The organism is Variovorax guangxiensis, from assembly GCF_003952165.1.
Classification (GTDB): Bacteria; Pseudomonadota; Gammaproteobacteria; order Burkholderiales; family Burkholderiaceae_C; genus Variovorax; species Variovorax guangxiensis.
In genome coordinates, this window is record NZ_RXFT01000021.1 from 1 (window position 1) to 16,697 (window position 16,697).

General features: G+C 68.9%; 15 protein-coding genes and 1 pseudogene. 10 read left to right on the top strand and 6 right to left on the bottom strand.

All coding sequences use genetic code 11. The features are described 5' to 3' along the window. Positions 1-51 precede the first annotated feature (51 nt). From EJP67_RS30865 to EJP67_RS30895, 6 genes and pseudogenes are all read left to right on the top strand, one after another. The gene (locus tag EJP67_RS30865; protein WP_126025525.1) at positions 52-927 is read left to right on the top strand and encodes an ABC transporter permease; all 876 of its coding nucleotides are present in this window, start codon (positions 52-54) and stop codon (positions 925-927) included. Positions 928-932: 5 nt separating this feature from the next. Next, on the top strand, positions 933-1,922 hold the full coding sequence (locus EJP67_RS30870; protein ID WP_126025526.1) for an ABC transporter ATP-binding protein: 990 nt from the start codon (positions 933-935) through the stop codon (positions 1,920-1,922). After that, positions 1,919-2,752 carry an ATP-binding cassette domain-containing protein gene (locus EJP67_RS30875; protein WP_126025527.1) on the top strand — a complete coding sequence of 278 codons (834 nt, stop codon included), beginning with the start codon at positions 1,919-1,921 and terminating at the stop codon, positions 2,750-2,752. The genes EJP67_RS30870 and EJP67_RS30875 overlap by 4 nt, the downstream gene beginning before the upstream one ends. 109 nt (positions 2,753-2,861) lie before the next feature. Next, positions 2,862-4,355, top strand: a complete 1,494-nt coding sequence (locus tag EJP67_RS30880; protein ID WP_126025528.1) for an ABC transporter substrate-binding protein — start codon at positions 2,862-2,864, stop codon at positions 4,353-4,355. Positions 4,356-4,591: 236 nt separating this feature from the next. After that, positions 4,592-6,079, top strand: a complete 1,488-nt coding sequence (locus tag EJP67_RS30885) for an ABC transporter substrate-binding protein (RefSeq protein WP_126025529.1) — start codon at positions 4,592-4,594, stop codon at positions 6,077-6,079. Positions 6,080-6,246: 167 nt separating this feature from the next. Then, positions 6,247-7,646: pseudogene (locus EJP67_RS30895) on the top strand (amidase). A 9-nt stretch (positions 7,647-7,655) separates the two neighbouring features. Here the strand turns inward: EJP67_RS30895 and EJP67_RS30900 are convergent. Beyond that, positions 7,656-8,285 (bottom strand): YitT family protein, encoded by a 630-nt coding sequence (locus EJP67_RS30900; protein ID WP_126025530.1) that lies wholly within the window; start codon positions 8,283-8,285, stop codon positions 7,656-7,658. A gap of 44 nt (positions 8,286-8,329) precedes the next feature. Continuing rightward, the gene (locus EJP67_RS30905; RefSeq protein WP_126025531.1) at positions 8,330-9,190 is read right to left on the bottom strand and encodes a LysR family transcriptional regulator; all 861 of its coding nucleotides are present in this window, start codon (positions 9,188-9,190) and stop codon (positions 8,330-8,332) included. A 112-nt stretch (positions 9,191-9,302) separates the two neighbouring features. On the opposite strand from EJP67_RS30905, the gene EJP67_RS30910 reads away from it, so the two are divergent. The 3 genes from EJP67_RS30910 to EJP67_RS30920 all read left to right on the top strand — a co-directional run bounded on the left by EJP67_RS30910 (position 9,303) and on the right by EJP67_RS30920 (position 13,007). After that, complete coding sequence (locus EJP67_RS30910; protein WP_126025532.1) at positions 9,303-9,701, top strand: tautomerase family protein; 399 nt, start codon at positions 9,303-9,305, stop codon at positions 9,699-9,701. A 193-nt stretch (positions 9,702-9,894) separates the two neighbouring features. Then, positions 9,895-11,265 carry a tetratricopeptide repeat protein gene (locus EJP67_RS30915; RefSeq protein WP_126025533.1) on the top strand — a complete coding sequence of 457 codons (1,371 nt, stop codon included), beginning with the start codon at positions 9,895-9,897 and terminating at the stop codon, positions 11,263-11,265. Between the two features lie 146 nt (positions 11,266-11,411). Then, complete coding sequence (locus EJP67_RS30920; protein ID WP_126025534.1) at positions 11,412-13,007, top strand: N-acyl-D-amino-acid deacylase family protein; 1,596 nt, start codon at positions 11,412-11,414, stop codon at positions 13,005-13,007. A 10-nt stretch (positions 13,008-13,017) separates the two neighbouring features. Here EJP67_RS30920 and EJP67_RS30925 read toward each other — a convergent pair whose 3' ends face one another. After that, the gene (locus EJP67_RS30925; protein WP_126025535.1) at positions 13,018-13,716 is read right to left on the bottom strand and encodes a histidine phosphatase family protein; all 699 of its coding nucleotides are present in this window, start codon (positions 13,714-13,716) and stop codon (positions 13,018-13,020) included. A 31-nt stretch (positions 13,717-13,747) separates the two neighbouring features. Next, entirely contained in the window at positions 13,748-14,392 is a 645-nt protein-coding gene (locus tag EJP67_RS30930) for a Yip1 family protein (RefSeq protein ID WP_126025536.1), read from the bottom strand. Between the two features lie 126 nt (positions 14,393-14,518). Between EJP67_RS30930 and EJP67_RS30935 the strand changes: the two genes are divergently transcribed. Then, positions 14,519-15,226, top strand: a complete 708-nt coding sequence (locus EJP67_RS30935; RefSeq protein ID WP_126025537.1) for an alpha/beta fold hydrolase — start codon at positions 14,519-14,521, stop codon at positions 15,224-15,226. A 20-nt stretch (positions 15,227-15,246) separates the two neighbouring features. Here EJP67_RS30935 and pcp read toward each other — a convergent pair whose 3' ends face one another. Both pcp and pxpA read right to left on the bottom strand, forming a co-directional pair. After that, positions 15,247-15,909, bottom strand: a complete 663-nt coding sequence (gene pcp / locus EJP67_RS30940) for a pyroglutamyl-peptidase I (protein WP_126025538.1) — start codon at positions 15,907-15,909, stop codon at positions 15,247-15,249. Positions 15,910-15,941: 32 nt separating this feature from the next. Continuing rightward, complete coding sequence (gene pxpA, locus EJP67_RS30945) at positions 15,942-16,682, bottom strand: 5-oxoprolinase subunit PxpA (RefSeq protein ID WP_126025539.1); 741 nt, start codon at positions 16,680-16,682, stop codon at positions 15,942-15,944. Positions 16,683-16,697: the final 15 nt, after the last annotated feature.

Consider the following 16,697-nt stretch of genomic DNA (forward strand, 5'->3'; position numbering starts at 1 on the left):
GGTCGACGTGCTCTATGCCGTGATCGACCCGCGCATCAAGGCCAGCGACATATGAGCACAGCAGCAGTTCCCAACGCCGCCGCGCTCAAGGTGCCGGGCTTCTGGCGCCGCGCATTGCATCACCGCAGCTTCGTCATCGGCGGCACGCTCACGCTGCTCCTGCTGCTGGCCGCGGCCGTCTCGCTGGTGTGGACGCCATGGTCGCCCTACGAGATGGATATGGCCAGCAAGCTGAAGCCGCCGACGGGTTCGCACTGGCTGGGCACCGACACCTACGGACGCGACGTGGCCTCGTTGCTGCTCGTGGGCGCGCGCGCGTCCATCCTCGTGGGCGTGATCGCGGTCGGCATCGGCCTCGTGGTCGGCACCGCGCTGGGCCTGCTCGCGGCAGCGAAGCGCGGCTGGGTGGAAGAAGCCATCATGCGGCTCACCGACTTCTCGCTGGCTTTCCCCGCGATCCTCTCGGCCATCATGATGACGGCCGTGTTCGGCGCGGGCATCGTCAACGCGATCATCGCGATCGGCATCTACAACATCCCGACCTTCGCGCGCATCACGCGCGCATCGGCCAACGCCATCTGGTCGCGCGAATACGTGGCCGCCGCACGCGCCTGCGGCAAGGGCAGCTTCGCGATCACCATGCAGCACGTGCTGCCGAACATCTCGGCGGTGCTGATCGTGCAGATCACCATCCGCTTCGCCATCGCGATCCTCGCCGAGGCCGCCCTCTCCTACCTCGGCCTGGGCACGCAGCCGCCGCAGCCTTCTTGGGGCCGCATGCTCAGCGAAGCGCAGACGATGATGTTCCAGGCGCCTCTGCTCGCGGTGTTTCCCGGCATGGCCATCGCCTTCGCGGTGCTGGGCCTGAACCTGCTCGGCGACGGCCTGCGCGACCTGCTCGATCCGCGCCTGGCGAGAGCAAGGTAAGCAAGATGCCCCTGCTCGAAGTCAAGGACCTCCACATCGGCCTGCAGACGCAGCGCGGCCCGGCAGAGGCAGTGCGCGGCGTCGGCTTCTCGCTCGAGCGCGGCGAAACGCTGGGCATCGTCGGCGAATCGGGCTGCGGCAAGTCGATCACGGTGATGTCGCTCATGGGCCTGCTGCCCTCCACCGCGAAGGTCGGCGGCAGCATCCGCTTCGACGGCACCGAGCTCGTCGGGTTGCCCGAGAAGCGGATGTGCGAGATCCGCGGCAATCGCATCGGCATGATCTTCCAGGAGCCGATGACGGCGCTGAATCCGGTGCACACCATCGCGCGCCAGGTCGGCGAGCCGCTGCGGCTGCATCGCGGACTCTCGAAGGCCGACGCGCGCAAGGAGGTGCTCGCGCTGCTGGAGCGCGTGGGCATTCCGGATGCGGCTTCGCGCCTCGACGCGTATCCGCACCAGTTCTCCGGCGGGCAGCGGCAGCGCATCGGTATCGCCATGGCGCTCGCGTGCGGGCCCGACCTGTTGATCGCCGACGAGCCCACCACCGCGCTCGACGTGACCATCCAGAAGCAGATCCTCGAGTTGATCAAGAGCCTCGTGGCCGAGCGCGGCATGGCGCTGATCCTGATCTCGCACGACCTCGGCGTGATCGCGCAGACGGTCTCGAAGATGCTCGTGATGTATGGCGGCAGCGTGGTCGAGAGCGGGCCGACCGAAGCCGTGTTCGCCCGGCGCGCCCACCCGTACACGCAAGGCCTGTTCGCCGCGCGCCCCGTCATCGGCGCGCCGCGCGGCGTACGGCTGGCCACCATCAAGGGCAGCGTGCCCGAGCTGGTCGACCTGCCCAAGGGCTGCCCCTTCGCGGGACGGTGCAGCTACACCGTCGACGCCTGCATGACCACGCGGCCGCCGGCCACGATGCTGCCGCAGGACCATGCGGTGCGCTGCATCCGCCTCGAAGAGATCGCCGCTGAAGGAGCCATCGCACCATGAGCGCGACCGCCGCCGCTTCTTCGCCGCTGCTGCGGGTCACCGACCTCGTCCGCCACTACGCGCTGCCGCGCGAGAAACTCTTCGGCCCGCCGCCGACCGTGAAGGCGCTCAACGGCGTGAGCTTCGAAGTGCAGGCCGGCCAGAGCGTGGGCATCGTCGGCGAATCGGGCTCGGGCAAGTCGACCATCGCGCGTCTCGTAATGGCGCTCGATACGCCGACTTCCGGCACCGTTTCCCTCGAAGGCCGTAATCTGCACGCGCTCTCCAAAGAGGAGCTGCGCGTCGCACGCCGCGACTTCCAGATGGTGTTCCAGGATCCGTACGGCTCGCTCGATCCGCGCCAGACGGTCGCGCGCATCGTCGCCGAGCCGCTCGAAGCGCTCGCGGCCACCACTCGCGCCGAGCAGCGCGAACGCGCCGCCGAAACACTCGCCGCCGTGGGCCTGCGCACCACCGACCTCGACAAGTACCCGCACGAGTTCTCGGGTGGGCAGCGCCAGCGCATCGCCATCGCACGCGCCCTCATCACGCGCCCCAAGCTCATCGTGGCCGACGAACCCGTGAGCGCGCTCGACGTGTCGGTGCAGGCGCAGGTGCTCAACCTCATGCAGGACCTTCAGCAGCAGTTCGGCATCAGCTACCTGCTCATCAGCCATGACCTCGCGGTGGTCAACCACCTCTGCGACAACGTGTGCGTGGTCTTCAAGGGCCGCATCGTGGAGCAGGGAGCGCCCGCCGAACTCTTCCAGCACGCGCAGCACGAATACACGCGCACGCTGCTCGACGCCGTGCCGCGCACGCCTGCCGGCGGCACGCTGCTGCCCGGCTGACATCGAAGCGTCGTCCCGCCTCCCTAGGATGAGTGGGTCATAAGCATCTGGTTGCGCACGCGCGCGCCGTCGCGGATGATGCCTGCCCCTGTTTCGAGGACACCGCTCCATGCTCAAACGACGCACCCTGCTCGCCACCGGCGCCGCAGCCCTGACCCCGCTGGCACTGTCGACCCTCGCGCTGGCACAGAAAAAGAAGGATGCGCTGGTCATCGGCCTCACGCTGGAGCCCACGGGGCTGGACCCCACGGCCAAGGCCGGCGCGGAGATCGCAGAGGTGGTGCTCTACACCGTCTTCGAGACCCTCACCAAGATCAACTCCGACGGCAGCGTCACGCCGCTCTTGGCCGAGAGCTGGGAAGTCTCGCCCGACCTGAAGACGCTCACATTCAAGCTCAGGCGCGGCGTGAAGTTCCAGAACGGCGAGCCCTTCAACGCGCAGAGCGTGAAGTTCTCGTTCGACCGCGCGGCCGCAGCCAACAGCACCAACAAGGACAAGCGCACCTTCACCAACATCGCGACGCAGGTGATCGACGAGCACACGGTCGTGCTGATCACCAAGGAGATCGAGCCCGACCTGCTGTTCCTGCTCGGACAGGCCTCGGCCATCATCGTCGAGCCCAAGACAGTGGAGACCAACGCCACCAAACCCGTCGGCACCGGCCCCTACAGGCTCGACAACTGGGCCAAGGGTTCGAGCATCGTGCTCGCCAAGTGGGACGGCTGGCGCGGCGCCGACACGGTGCAGATCCGCAAGGCCAGCTTCCGCTTCATCTCCGAACCGGCCGCGCAGACCACGGCGCTGCTCTCGGGCGACGTCGACCTGTTCCCGCATGCCTCGGTGTCGCGCAGCCTGCCGCAGTTCCAGAACGACAAGCGCTTCCAGGTGGTGTTCAACGCATCGCGCGGCAAGACCATCCTCGCCATCAACAACAGGCGCAAGCCGCTGGACGACGTGCGCGTTCGCCGCGCCATCTCGGCGGCCATCGACCGCAAGGCGGTGATCGAGGCCGCCGTCGACGGCCGGGGCGTGCCCATCGGCAGCCACTACGTGCCGGGCGCGCCGGGCTACGTCGACACCACGGGCATCAACGCCTACGACGTGGAGAAGGCGAAGAAGCTGCTGGCCGAGGCCGGCGTGAAGACACCGCTCGAACTCGAACTGGTGCTGCCTCCACCGCCCTACGCGCGCCAGGGCGGCGAACTCATCGCCGCGCAGCTCGCCAAGATCGGCATCGTCGCGAAGATCCAGAACGTGGAGTGGGCGCAGTGGATCAGCGGCACCTACGGCAACAAGAACTACGACCTCTCGCTGATCCTGCACGTCGAGCCCTTCGACCTGGTGAACTACACCAAGCCGGAGTACTACTGGGGCTACCAGTCGGCGAAGTTCAACGAGGTCTTCGAGAAGGCCCGCAATGCGGCTCGCCCCGCCGACCGCCAGCGCTACCTGGGCGACGCACAGCGGCTGCTGGCGGAGGACGCGGCCAACGTGTTCCTGTACCAGCCGCAGTTCATCACCGTGGCAGCGCGCAACCTGCGCGGGCTGTGGAAGGACACGCCGATCTTCGTAAACGACATCGCGGCCCTGTCCTGGGCCTGAGCCACCGGGTCCGAGCCCGGCCGAAGCCCCCGCATACGGGAACGTCCCGAGGAAAAACCGGCCCGAGGGCCGCGCACCGGCGTGCCCTCTGCATCAAAATGACCGCTCGCGCAGGTGGCATCCTTCGTGCTGCTTGCCGTGTCTTTCGCGGCGCCACGCCTCCCTTCGGGGCACGGCGTGCGCCGCAGCAGTCATCCGCCGTTCGAACCTGGCATGTTTTTCCGGAGATCACACGTATGTTGAACCGTCGCACCCTCCTTACCACCGCCGGCGCCACCGTGGCGCTGGCCAGCCCGCTCGCCGGCATGGCGCAGGGCAGGAAGGACGCCATCGTGATCGGCATGGCGCTCGAGCCGCCGGGGCTCGACCCGACCACGGGCGCGGCGGCCGCCATCGCCGAAGTGGTGCAGTACAACATCCTGGAGACGCTCACCAAGATCAACTCCGACGGCAGCGTCACCCCGCTGCTGGCCGAGAGCTGGGAGATCTCCCCCGACCTCAAGACCTACACCTTCAAGCTGAAGCGCGGCGTGAAGTACCAGAACGGCGAGCCCTTCAACGCGGCGGCCGTCAAGTTTTCGTTCGACCGCGCCGGCAGCGAGAAGAGCACCAACAAGGACAAGCGCACCTTCGCCAACCTGAGCACGCAGGTGGTCGACGACTACACGGTGGTCATCATCAACAAGGAGATCGACCCCGACCTGCCCTTCGTGCTGGGCCAGGCCACGGCAGTGATCGTCGAGCCCAAGAGCGCCGAGGGCAACGCCACCAAGCCGGTGGGCACCGGCCCCTACAAGCTCGACAACTGGGCCAAGGGCTCGTCGATCACGCTGAGCAAGTGGGAAGGCTTTCGCAGCCCCGCCACTGCGAAGATCAACAAGGTCACTTTCCGCTTCATCTCCGACACGGCCGCGCAGGCCGCGGCCATGCTCTCGGGCGACATCGACGTGTTCCCGCGCATCGGCACGCGCGTGGTGCAGCAGTTCAAGATGAACCCGCAGTTCCAGGTGATCCTGGCCGGTTCGCGCGCCAAGACCATCCTGTCGATCAACAACAGGAAGAAGCCGCTGGACGACGTGCGCGTGCGCCGCGCCATCCTCGCGGCCATAGACCGCAAGGCCGTCATCGAGGGCGCTGCCGACGGCTTCGGCGTGCCCATCGGCAGCCACTACGTGCCGGGCGCGGCGGGCTATGTCGACACCACCGGCATCAACCCCTTCGACGTCGAGAAGGCCAAGAAGCTGCTGGCCGAGGCCGGCGTGAAGACGCCGCTCGAGCTGAAGATGACGCTGCCCCCGCCGCCCTACGCGCGCCAGGGCGGCGAGGTGATCGTGGCGCAGCTGGCCAAGATCGGCATCGTGGTGAAGGTTCAGAACGTCGAGTGGGCGCAGTGGCTCAGCGGCACCTACGGCAACAAGGACTACGACCTGTCGATCGTCTCGCACGTCGAGCCCTTCGACCTCGGCAACTACGCCAAGTCCGACTACTACTGGGGCTACCAGTCGAAGGCCTTCGACGCGCTGTTCGACAAGATCAAGACCACCGCCAACGCCACCGAGCGCAACAAGCTGCTGGGCGATGCGCAGAAGATGCTGGCCACCGACGCGGCCAACGGCTTCCTCTACCAGCCGCAGTTCCCGACCGTCGCGAAGAAGAGCGTGAAGGGCATCTGGAAAGAGAACCCGATCTTCGTCAACGACCTCTCCGCACTCTCGTGGAGTTGATGAGGCTCGCCCCCAGGCTTCGCGCACTTCGTGTCGCTTCGCCAACCCCCTACCGGGGGCAACACCAGTGGCCCGGCAAAGCCGGTTCCACGGTGTTCGCCGAAGGGGCCGTGGGCGTCTCGTGCGCTGTGAATCATGATGAATGCGGAGCTTGAGTGAGTGACGCAATGTCCGATGTCGCCTTGCTGAGCAGTCTTTCCGCGCAGGAGCTTGCCGCCGCCTACCGCGACCGCAAGCTCTCGCCGGTCGAGGTCACGCAGGCCGTGATCGCGCAGGTGGAGCGCTGGGAGCCCCACCTGCAGGCCACCTGGCTCTTCAGGCCCGAGGCTGCGCTCGAACAGGCGCGGGCCTCGGAGGCGCGCTGGCTGCGCGGCGACGCGCGCGGGCCGCTGGATGGCGTGCCGGCCACCATCAAGGAAAACATCGCGACGCGCGGCGACCCGATGCCCGCAGGCACCGCCGCCGTCGACCTGAAGCCCGCGGCTGCGGATGCACCGCCTGCCGCGCGCCTGAAGGAAGCCGGCGCAGTGATCGTGAGCAAGACCACGATGCCGGACTACGGCATGTTGTCTTCGGGGCTGTCGAGCTTCCACACGCTGGCGCGCAATCCGTGGAACCTGAGCCTGACACCGGGCGGCTCCAGCGCGGGTGCCGCAGCTGCCACGGCCCCTTGCACCTGGGCACCGACATCGGCGGCTCGCTGCGCCTGCCCGCGAGCTGGTGCGGCATCTTCACGCTCAAGCCCAGCCTGGGGCGCGTTCCCATCGACCCGCCCTACATGGGCCGCGTCGCAGGGCCGATGACCCGCGCCGTGGGCGACGCCGCGCTGCTGATGCAGGTGCTGTCCAAACCCGACGCTCGAGACAGCATGAACCTGCCGCCGCAGGACATGGCCTGGGCGGGCTTCGACGTTGCGCCCGACCATCTGCGCGGCCTGCGCTTCGGGCTGCTGCTCGATGCGGGCTGCGGCCTGGCGGTGGAGCCCGAGATTCAGGCGGCGGTCGAGCAGGCCGCGCGCCTGCTGGAGAAGGCCGGCGCCGTCATCGAGCCGATGCGGCCCTTCATGTCGCAGGCCATGCTCGACGGCATGGACCACTTCTGGCGCATGCGCTCGCTGGTGGACATGAAGAGCCTGCGCGCCGACCAGCGCTCGAAGGTGCTGCCCTACATCCGCGAATGGGCCGAGAGCGCGGCGGAGTTCAGCGGCGAGCATGTGTTCCGCGGCTTCAGCCAGTTCCATGCGACGCGGGTGGCCGCCGTGAGCGCCTGCACGCGCTTCGACTACGTGATCTCGCCCGTGTCGCCCAACATGCCGGCGGCGGCCGAGGCGCCCTCGCCCACCAACGACCCGATGCGGCCGCTGGAGCACATCGGGTTCACCGTGCCGTTCAACATGTCGGAGCAGCCTGCGGCCTCGGTGAACTGCGGGTACTCGGCTGCGGGCCTGCCGATCGGGCTGCAGATCGCCGGCCAACGCTTCGACGATCTCGGCGTACTGCGCGTGTCGCGCGCCTTCGAGCAGATCCGCGAACCGCAGCGGCCCTGGCCCTCGCCGCCCGGCCGATAGCGAAGCACCTCAGGTCGCGGCATAGCGCCCGGGCTTGTGGTTGATCCAGAGGAAGAGTCCCATCACCACCGCGGCCAGCACCGACCAACCCACCCGCTGCGGCGGGATCACGAACAGCGCCAGCAGCACTACGGTGCAGTCGATGCCGATCTGCACCTTGCCGGCGGGCCAGCCGCGCTTTTCCTGCAGGTAGAGCGTGAGCACCGTCGCGCCGCCCAGGCTGGCGCGATGGCGGGCGAGGAACAGGCAGCCGGTGCCCAGCATCAGCCCGCCGAGCACGGCCGCGAAGGCCGGGTGCAGCGAACCGATCGACAGGTAGCGCGGCGCCAGGTCGGTCATCACCGAGAGCAGCGCGATGGCCGAGAAGGTCTTGAGCGTGAACGCCCGGCCCATGTGGTGCCAGGCGAACCAGTAGAACGGCAGGTTGACCAGGAAGAACAGCTTGCCGAAGCTCGCGCCGGTGGCGTAATGCAGCAGGAACGCGATGCCGGCCGTGCCGCCGGTGAGCAGGCCCGCCTGGCCGAACAGCATCATCGCGATGGCGACGAAGAGCGTGCCCGAGAAGATGGCCTGCGCGTCGTCGAAGCGGGTGTGGCGCAGCAGGCTGGGCGAGGAGGTCGTGGGAGGTGGCGCATCCATGGCCGGGGCTGACGCAAATCCCGCGCCACCCCTGGCGAGATCCGTCACATCAGGTGAGTGGCCAGCATCTCCCTCGCCCGGGTCACGAACGCGGTCTCGCCCTTGCGCCCCGCCAGGAACTGGAAGGCAACTCGCGGCAGCGCCGGCAGGCCGTGAGGCGGCGCCAGCCGTGTCACGCCGTCGCTGATCGAGGACTCGTTGAGGCAGGCAACGCCCAGGCCCGCCGCCAGCGCCGACTGCAGCCCCGCCACGCCCGACGCGACGTGCGCCAGCGCATACGGTATGCGCCGGCGCCGCAGCAGCGAAACGGTGAACTGGTGCAGCGAGCAGGTGTCCGGCAGGGCCAGCAGCCGCAGCGGCTCCCCGCGCACGAGCCGCATGCCCTCCGCGCCGAGCCACACCAGCGACTCGCGCCGCAGCACCGAGCCCCGGGCCTCGGGCGCGGACGCTGCGGCGATGTTCATCGCGATGGCCACGTCGAAATCGCCTTGGGCATAGGCCGAACGCAGCGCGTCGCTCTTCAGGATGGTGACGTGCAGCCGCACCTGCGGATAGCTCTCGCCGAGCCGCCCCAGCAGCCGCGTCAGGTCGCCCGGGCGGAAGTAGTCGGTGACCGCGAGGCGCAGCTCCCCCTGCAGCGTCTCGCCGTGCAGGTCGCGGAATGCCTCGTCGCTCAGCGCGAGGATGCGCCGCGCATAGCCCAGCAGCCGCACCCCCGCCTCGGTGGGCGCGACGCCAGCCTTGCTGCGCGTGAGCAGCGACTGCCCTGCCCGCTCCTCCAGCTTGCGGATCTGCTCGCTCACCGACGACTGCGAAAGAAAAACACGCGGCGCGGCCGCCGTGAGGCTGCCCGCGTCGACGACGGCGGCCAGCGTGCGCAGTTGCTCCAGGTCGAACCCTTGCATGATCAATCCATCCGTTTATCCGATGGAACGCATCATATATTCCCGCTTTTTCGATGACCAGCAGGCTCCCACAATCACCCCATCGACAACCCATTCATCCAAGGAGCCAGCCATGCCCCACATCGTCGTCCACCTCTCCGGCCAACCCGATGCCGACCTCACCCGCAAGACCGTCGACGCCGTCGCCGAGCTCACGCAGAGCGTGCTCGGCAAGCAGCTGCCGGTCATCGCCGTCACCGTGCAGTACATCGCCGCCGACGCCTGGTTCATCGGCGGGCAGTCGCTCGCCTCGCTGGGCAAGTCGGCCTTCCACCTCGACATCAGCATCACCGACGAGACCAACACCAAGGCCGAGAAGGCGCGCTACCTGCGCGAGGTGCATGCGGCCATGGCGAAGATCAGGCCGGACCTGCACGAGGTGTCGTATATCCATGTGATCGACGCGCGCGGCGCAGCCTACGGCTATGGCGGCAAGACGCAGGAGTACCGGCACCAGCAGGCCGGGGTATAGGTTCACCCCCAGGCTGCGCGCACTTCGTGTCGCTGCGCCAACCCCCTTCCGGGGGCAACACCTGCGGCCCGGCAAAGCCGGTTCCGCGGTGTTCCTGGCCTTGGCAGTTGCAATCCGGCGTTGCGCGCCGGGCAATGGCACGGCAGAAAAACTATGCGACGCTGAAGCATTCCTGCCGTGGCACCATGCCGCCATGCCTTCCGCAAATCCCCTCGCCGACAGCCTCGGCAACCCGCTCACCCTCGACGATGCCGCAAGCCTGCCGCTGGTCGACGACTTCGTCATGGGCTTCATCTCCAGCGAGGCGCGCGCGGTCAACCTGCTAGCTGCCGCCGGCAACGACGCGAGCCCCGTCGTCCAGGCCTACTGCGCCACGCTGCACCTGTTCGCCGAATCGCGGGAAGCCGTGGCCAATGCACGGCCGTTCCTCGCGAAGGCTCGCGCCGGCGCCTCGCGCGCCACGCCGCGCGAGCAGCGCTACATCGCGGCCATCGAGGCCTGGGCCGAGGGCGACATCGCCCGCGCCATCGCGCTGCACGCCGAACAGGCGCGCGAGCATCCGCGCGACCTGGTGTCGGTCAAGCTCGGCCAGTACCACTGCTTCAACACCGGCGACTGCCCCGGCATGCTGAAGCTCGCGCTGGCAGTGCTGCCGCACGCGGCAGACGTGCCCTACGTGCACGGCATGGCGGCCTTCGGCTATGAGCAATGCCATCTGATGCGCGAAGCCGAGGCAAGCGCGCGCTGCGCCATCGCGATGTGCCGCAAGGAGCCTTGGGCGCACCATGCGCTGGCGCACGTGATGCTCACCGAGGGCCGGCTCGCCGAGGGGCTGGCGTTCATGGAGAGCGTGAGCGACACCTGGATCGGCCTCAACTCGTTCATGGTCACGCACAACTGGTGGCACATGGCGCTGTTCCTCATCGACCTCGGGCGCGATGCCGAGGCGCTCGCGGTGTACGACGAGCACGCCTGGGGCATGGTGAAGGACTACTCGCAGGACCAGATCGGTGCGGTCTCGCTGCTCGCGCGGCTTGAGCTTGCCGGCATCGACGTGGGCAGGCGCTGGGACGACGTGGCCGACCACCTGCGGCAGCGGCAGGCCGACCACGTGCTGCCCTTTCTCGACCTGCAGTACCTCTACGGCCTGGCGCGCGCCGGCCGCCCCGAGGCGGGGGTTCTGCTGCGCAACATCTTGGCCTTCGCACCGGATGCGCCGGCGTCGACGCGCGCGGCATGGCAGCGCGTCTGCGTCCCCGCAGCGCACGGGCTGGTGGCCTACGCGCAGGGCAATCTTCCGGCAGCCATCGAAGGCCTGGGCACGGCGCTGCCGCGCATGATCGAGATCGGCGGCAGCCACGCGCAGCGCGACCTGTTCGAGCAGGTGTATCTCGATGCGCTGGTGCGCAGCGGCACGGCGTCTTCGCTGGGGGTTGCCCAGGGCATCCTGCAGCAGCAGCTCAACGGCCAGCCCGAGTCGCTGCGCCTGCGCAGGCAGGCGGCCGCGGTGTATGCCCGGCTCGGCCTCGGGCAGTTGACCGGTGGAACCGCGGCGCACGCCTGAGCAGGTCCGGCCCGAGCGTTGAGGCAGACCAAAACTCCATGCCTTCAGGTCATGGGGCATGGTGCAAAAGGAATTGGCGACAGCATGCGAGCGGCTCCTAGACTGGCCGCTCCCTCAGACACCACGCCCTCGCGGGCAGGCCTTCCATGCACAAGTCGCTCGTCACGCTGGCCGTTCTCTCGGCACTCGCGCCCTTCTCACCCGCTCTCCATGCCGCCGATGGCACCCCGGTCGCCCTCGACCTGCTGCTGCGCGGCGGCACCGTGTACACGGGCGACTCCGACACGCCGGTGGTGGGCGACGTCGGCATCGCGGGCGACCGCATCGTGTTCGCGGGCAAGGCGGCGCCGGCGCAGTTCACGGCAAGGCGCGTCATCGACGCCACGGGCATGGTGGTGGCGCCGGGCTTCATCGACGCCCATACGCACGCGGATGCCGACCTGCATTCGAACGACCCGAAGAGGCGGCTGAACATCCCGTTCATCACGCAGGGCGTGACCACCGCGGTGATCGGCAACGACGGCTTCGGCGGCTTCGACATCGCGGCACAGGCGCAGAAGCTGCGCGCCGCGCCGGTGGGCACCAACGTGGCCATGTACGTGGGTTTCGGCCCGGTGCGCATGAGCGAACTGGGCGAGGCCAACCGGGCGCCCACGCCCGAACAGCTGGAGGCGATGAAGAAGCGCGTGAGCCAGGGCATGTGCGAGGGCGCGCTGGGCCTTTCCACCGGCCTCTTCTACACGCCGCAGAACTTCTCGAAGACCGGGGAGGTCATCGAGCTCGCGAAAGTGGCGGCACGGCACGGCGGCCTGTACGACAGCCACATCCGCGACGAGTCCATGTACAACATCGGCCTGAAGGGCTCCATCGACGAGGTGATCCGCATCGGCCACGAGGCGAAGCTGCCGGTGCACGTGGCGCACATCAAGGCGCTGGGCGTCGACGTGCAGGGCCAGAGCGGCGACATCATCGGGCGCATCGAGAAGGAGCGCGCGGGCGGGCTGGACATCACGGCCGACCACTATCCGTGGACCGCGTCGAGCACGCGTTTCTCGGCCGCGCTGCTGCCGCCCTGGGCCAACGAGGGCGGCCGTACGGCAACGCTGCAGCGCTTCGACGATGCCTCGCAGCAGGAGCGCCTGCGCAAGGACATGCGCGAGAACCTGCGGCTGCGCGGCGGCCCCGAGGCCATCCTGTTCTCGGCCGGCAGCACGAAGTACGTGGGCAAGACGCTGGCCGACGTGGCCAAGGCATCGAACGCCGATCCGGTGGACGCCGCCATCGCGGTGCTGCGCGACGGCGACCTGATGATCGCCTCCTTCAACCAGAGCGACGACGACGTGCGCGCCTTCATGAAGCGGCCGTGGGTCATGACCTCGTCGGACTCCTCGCTCGGCCATCCGCGCGCCTACGGCACCTTCGCGCGCAAGTACGACCAGTACGTGGTGAAGGAGCACACGATCTCGCTGGCGCAGTTCATCCGCAGCAGCTCCTCGCTCACGGCCGACACGCTGGGGCTGAAGCAGCGCGGCCATCTGCGCCCGGGCTACTACGCCGACGTGGTGGTCTTCGACCCGGCACGCTATGCGGCGAAGGCCACCTACACGCAGCCGACGCTGCTGTCGGAGGGCGTAAGCACGGTGCTGGTGAACGGCCAGTTGGCGGTCGACGGCGGCAAGCCCACGGGTGTGGGCGCGGGCCAGCCGCTGCTGCGCACGCCGAAGGCCGGCAGCTGCGTCTGAGCGTGCCCGCTCAGTCCTTGTTCTTCAGGTGCCGCGTCTGGTCGTAGGTCGGCTGCGGCGGCAGGTCGGCCAGGTGGCGCGTGTCGGCCCACTCGACGATCTCGATGTCGTCGGGCCGCTGCGGATCGGCGATGCGGATGCGGTTGAAGCCTGCGTTGGGAATGTCGCTGCGGCGCGGGCCGCTCAGGCTCAGGCCCCGGGCGGTGCGCCACACCATGTCGAGCACGCCGCCGTGGGTGACGACGATCAGGTGCCGGCCCCGGTGCTCCGAGGCGATGCCGCCCAGCGCCGCGATGATGCGCGCATGGAACTCGCGCGCCGTCTCGCCCTCGGGCATGGCGTGGTCTTCACGGAACTCCAGCCACTCTTCCCAGGCACGCGGATGCAGGCTCTGGATCTCGTCGGAGCGCATGCCCTCGACCACGCCGAAGAACTGCTCGCGCAGCGCCGCCGAGGTGACCACCGGCAGCGACAGCTGCTGCGCCCCGGGCGCGGCGGTCTGCTGCGCGCGCATGAGGTCGCTGCTGATGATGTGCCGCACCGCCGTCTCGCTGGCCAGCCTCAGTCCGATGCGGCGGGCCTGCTCGTGGCCGATGTCGTTGAGCGGAACGTCTGCATGCCCCTGGAAGCGGAGCTCGCGGTTCCAGGCGGTCTCGCCGTGGCGGATCAGGATCAGGTCGGTGGTGGTTTCGGGCTTGGGCGTTGGCATTGCCGCCCATTTTCCACCGTGGGCATGACGCTCAGGCCATTGCCCCCATTGCCTGTTGCACGGCAGCCACCACGCCGCCGACCGCAGGCGCCGCGCCGAGTCGCATCGGCGACGGCGTGAGCAGCGCCAGCACCCACGCGATCACCACGCCGCCGACGATGGCGCACACCACCACCACGGCGGTGTACGCAACGGCCTTGTCGGGCGGGCATTTCATGAGCACCGGCAGGCCGGTGTAGAGCAGGTAGATGCCGTAGAGCGCCGCCAGCGCCCCCAGCACCGAAAGCGAAGGCAGCAGGCTGAACACGCCGCCGACGAAGGCCGCAGTGCTCGCATACGCCGACAGCTTGAGCGCGCCGATCTGGCTCCTGGTGCCCTCGAAAGTGGGCGCCATCGCGTCGATGATCAGCGCGAGCACGAACACCATCACCAGCGACAGCACGTAGCCCACGATCATGTTCGCGAGCCCCGAGACCAGCGGCACGCGGAAGCTCACGCCGAACGCGCCCACGCCGATCAGCGACAGCCCGATGAAGCTGGCCAGCGCCGGGATCAGCGCGAGGATCATCACGTAGTTCCTGTAGAGCGATGCGGCATCGGCCGGCTCGGCGTCGATCTCGGGCCAGGTGGCCTTCGGCTTGAGAAGGATGGCCTGGACGCGGTCCACAAGATTCATTGCGGGATTCCTCTGCACGGGTTGTCGAGTATGTCGGCGCCGCCGCGCGATGGCTGCTGGCCATGAGGCCTATGCCACGACCTATGCCGCTGCGTCCTCTGCCGCAATCGCGCAGAATCCGTGGCCATGCCCAATCTGATCCTGCTGCCCGGCCTCGCCTGCGACGAGCGCATCTGGCAAGCCCAGCTGCCCGCCCTTCCCCCCGCCTTCGGCGCCCGCGTGAGCGACGTCCAGCGGCACAACGACACCATCGAGGGCATGGCCGCAGCCGTGCTGCGCGACAACGAGGGCCCGCTGGTGCTGTGCGGCGCCTCGATGGGCGGCATGGTCGCCATGGAGGCTGCCCGCCAGGCGCCCGAACGCATCGCGGGGCTCGCGCTGCTCGGCACCAGCGCACGGCCCGAGACGCCGGAGATGTTCACGCTGCGCGAAGGCGCCATCGAGTACTTCGAGCGCGGCGAGCTGCGCGACGTGATCGAACCGAACGTCTACTTCGCCTTCCACCCCGTGCAGGCCGCCGACGAGGCGCTGGTGCAGCGCTACCTCGACATCGTGCTGGGCGCGGGCGCGCAGCAGCTCATCAGCCAGAACCGCGCGGTGATGCGCCGGCCCGACGCGCGCCTGCACCTCGCGTCGGTGCGCGCGCCCGTGCTGCTGATGTGCGGCAACGAGGACAAGCTCGCGCCCCCCGAGTGCACCACCGAGATGGCGGCACTGCTGCCGCAGGCCGAGGTGGTGTGGGTGCCCGACTGCGGCCACATGCTGACGATGGAGAAGCCCGACCTCGTCAACGCCGCGCTCAACCGCTGGCTGGCGAAGAACTTTCCCGCCTGAGCCTGGACTCCCGCGGCCGCTCAGTGCAGCTGGCCGCCTGTCTCGGCGATGTCGTGCTCCACGGCCAGCGATGTGCTCACCGCGATGCGCAGCGCCTTGACCATGGTTTCCAGCGACATGCTCGGCGCCCCCGGAAAGCGCGCCGCCTGCTCAGGCAGGTAGGGAATGTGGATGAAGCCGCCGCGCAGCCCCGGCACCGGATGCGTCGCGATGCGGTGCATCAGCCCGTAGAAGATGTGGTTGCACACGAAGGTGCCCGCGCTGTTCGACACCGAGGCCGGCACGCCGGCCGCGCGCAGTTCGCGCACCATGGCCTTGATCGGCAGCGTCGAGAAGTACGCGGCGGGCCCGCCCGGCACCACCGGCACGTCGATGGGCTCCTGCCCCTTGTTGTCGGCCGTGCGCGCGTCGTCGATGTTGATGGCGATGCGCTCCGGCGTGAACTCCGTGCGGCCGCCGGCCTGGCCGATGCACAGCACCAGTTGGGGCTGCAGCTCGTCCATGGCCGCCAGCAAGGCATCGATGGCATCGCCGAAGACGCAGGGCACCAGTCGCGCGTGGACCGTCGCTCGGCCCACCTTCCAGCCATCGAGCGCGCGCACGGCGTCCCACGAGGGGTTGAGCACCTCCTGCTCGAAGGGCTCGAAGCCGGTGAGCAGGACCTTGATGGGCTTGGCTGCCACGGTCTGCCTTGCTCGTTCAGGCGTTCCGGCGGTCAGGCCATCGCCCGGACGGCGATGCCCTCGGCCTCCAGCCGCTCGCGGATGCGGCGCGCAAAGGCCAGCGCATGGGCGCCGTCGCCATGCAGGCAGACGGTCTGCGCGTTGACCGGCACGACGCTGCCGTCGATGGCGGTCACGCGGCGGTCGCGCACCAGCGAGAGGGTCTGCGCGAGGGACTGCTCCTCGCTCTCGATCAGCGCGCCGGGCTGGCTGCGCGGCACGAGGCTGCCGTCGGGCATGTAGCCGCGGTCGGCGAACACTTCCTCCACGGGCTCGAGGCCGGCGCGGCGGGCCGCATCGATCATGTTGCTGCCCGCCAGGCCGAAGAACCTGAGCGAGGGATCGAAGCGGCGCACGGCCTCGCACAGCGCCTCGGCGAGCTCGGGCTCCTTCACGGCCTGGTTGTAGAGCTGGCCGTGGGCCTTCACGTGCGAGAGCTTGCCGCCCTCGGCCTTCACGATGGCCGCCAGCGCGCCCACCTGGTAGAGCACATTGGCCACGATCTCCTCGGGCGGCAGGTGCATGGTGCTGCGGCCGAAGTTCTCGCGGTCGGGAAAGCTGGGATGCGCGCCGATGGCCACGCCGTTGCGCATGGCCCAGCGCACACACTGCTGCATGGTCTTCGCGTCGCCGGCGTGCCAGCCGCAGGCGATGTTGGCGGAACTCACCAGCGCGAGCAGCGCTTCGTCGTTGCCGGCGCCTTCGCCGAGGTCGGCGTTGAGGTCGATCTGCATGGTGGGGCTTCCTTT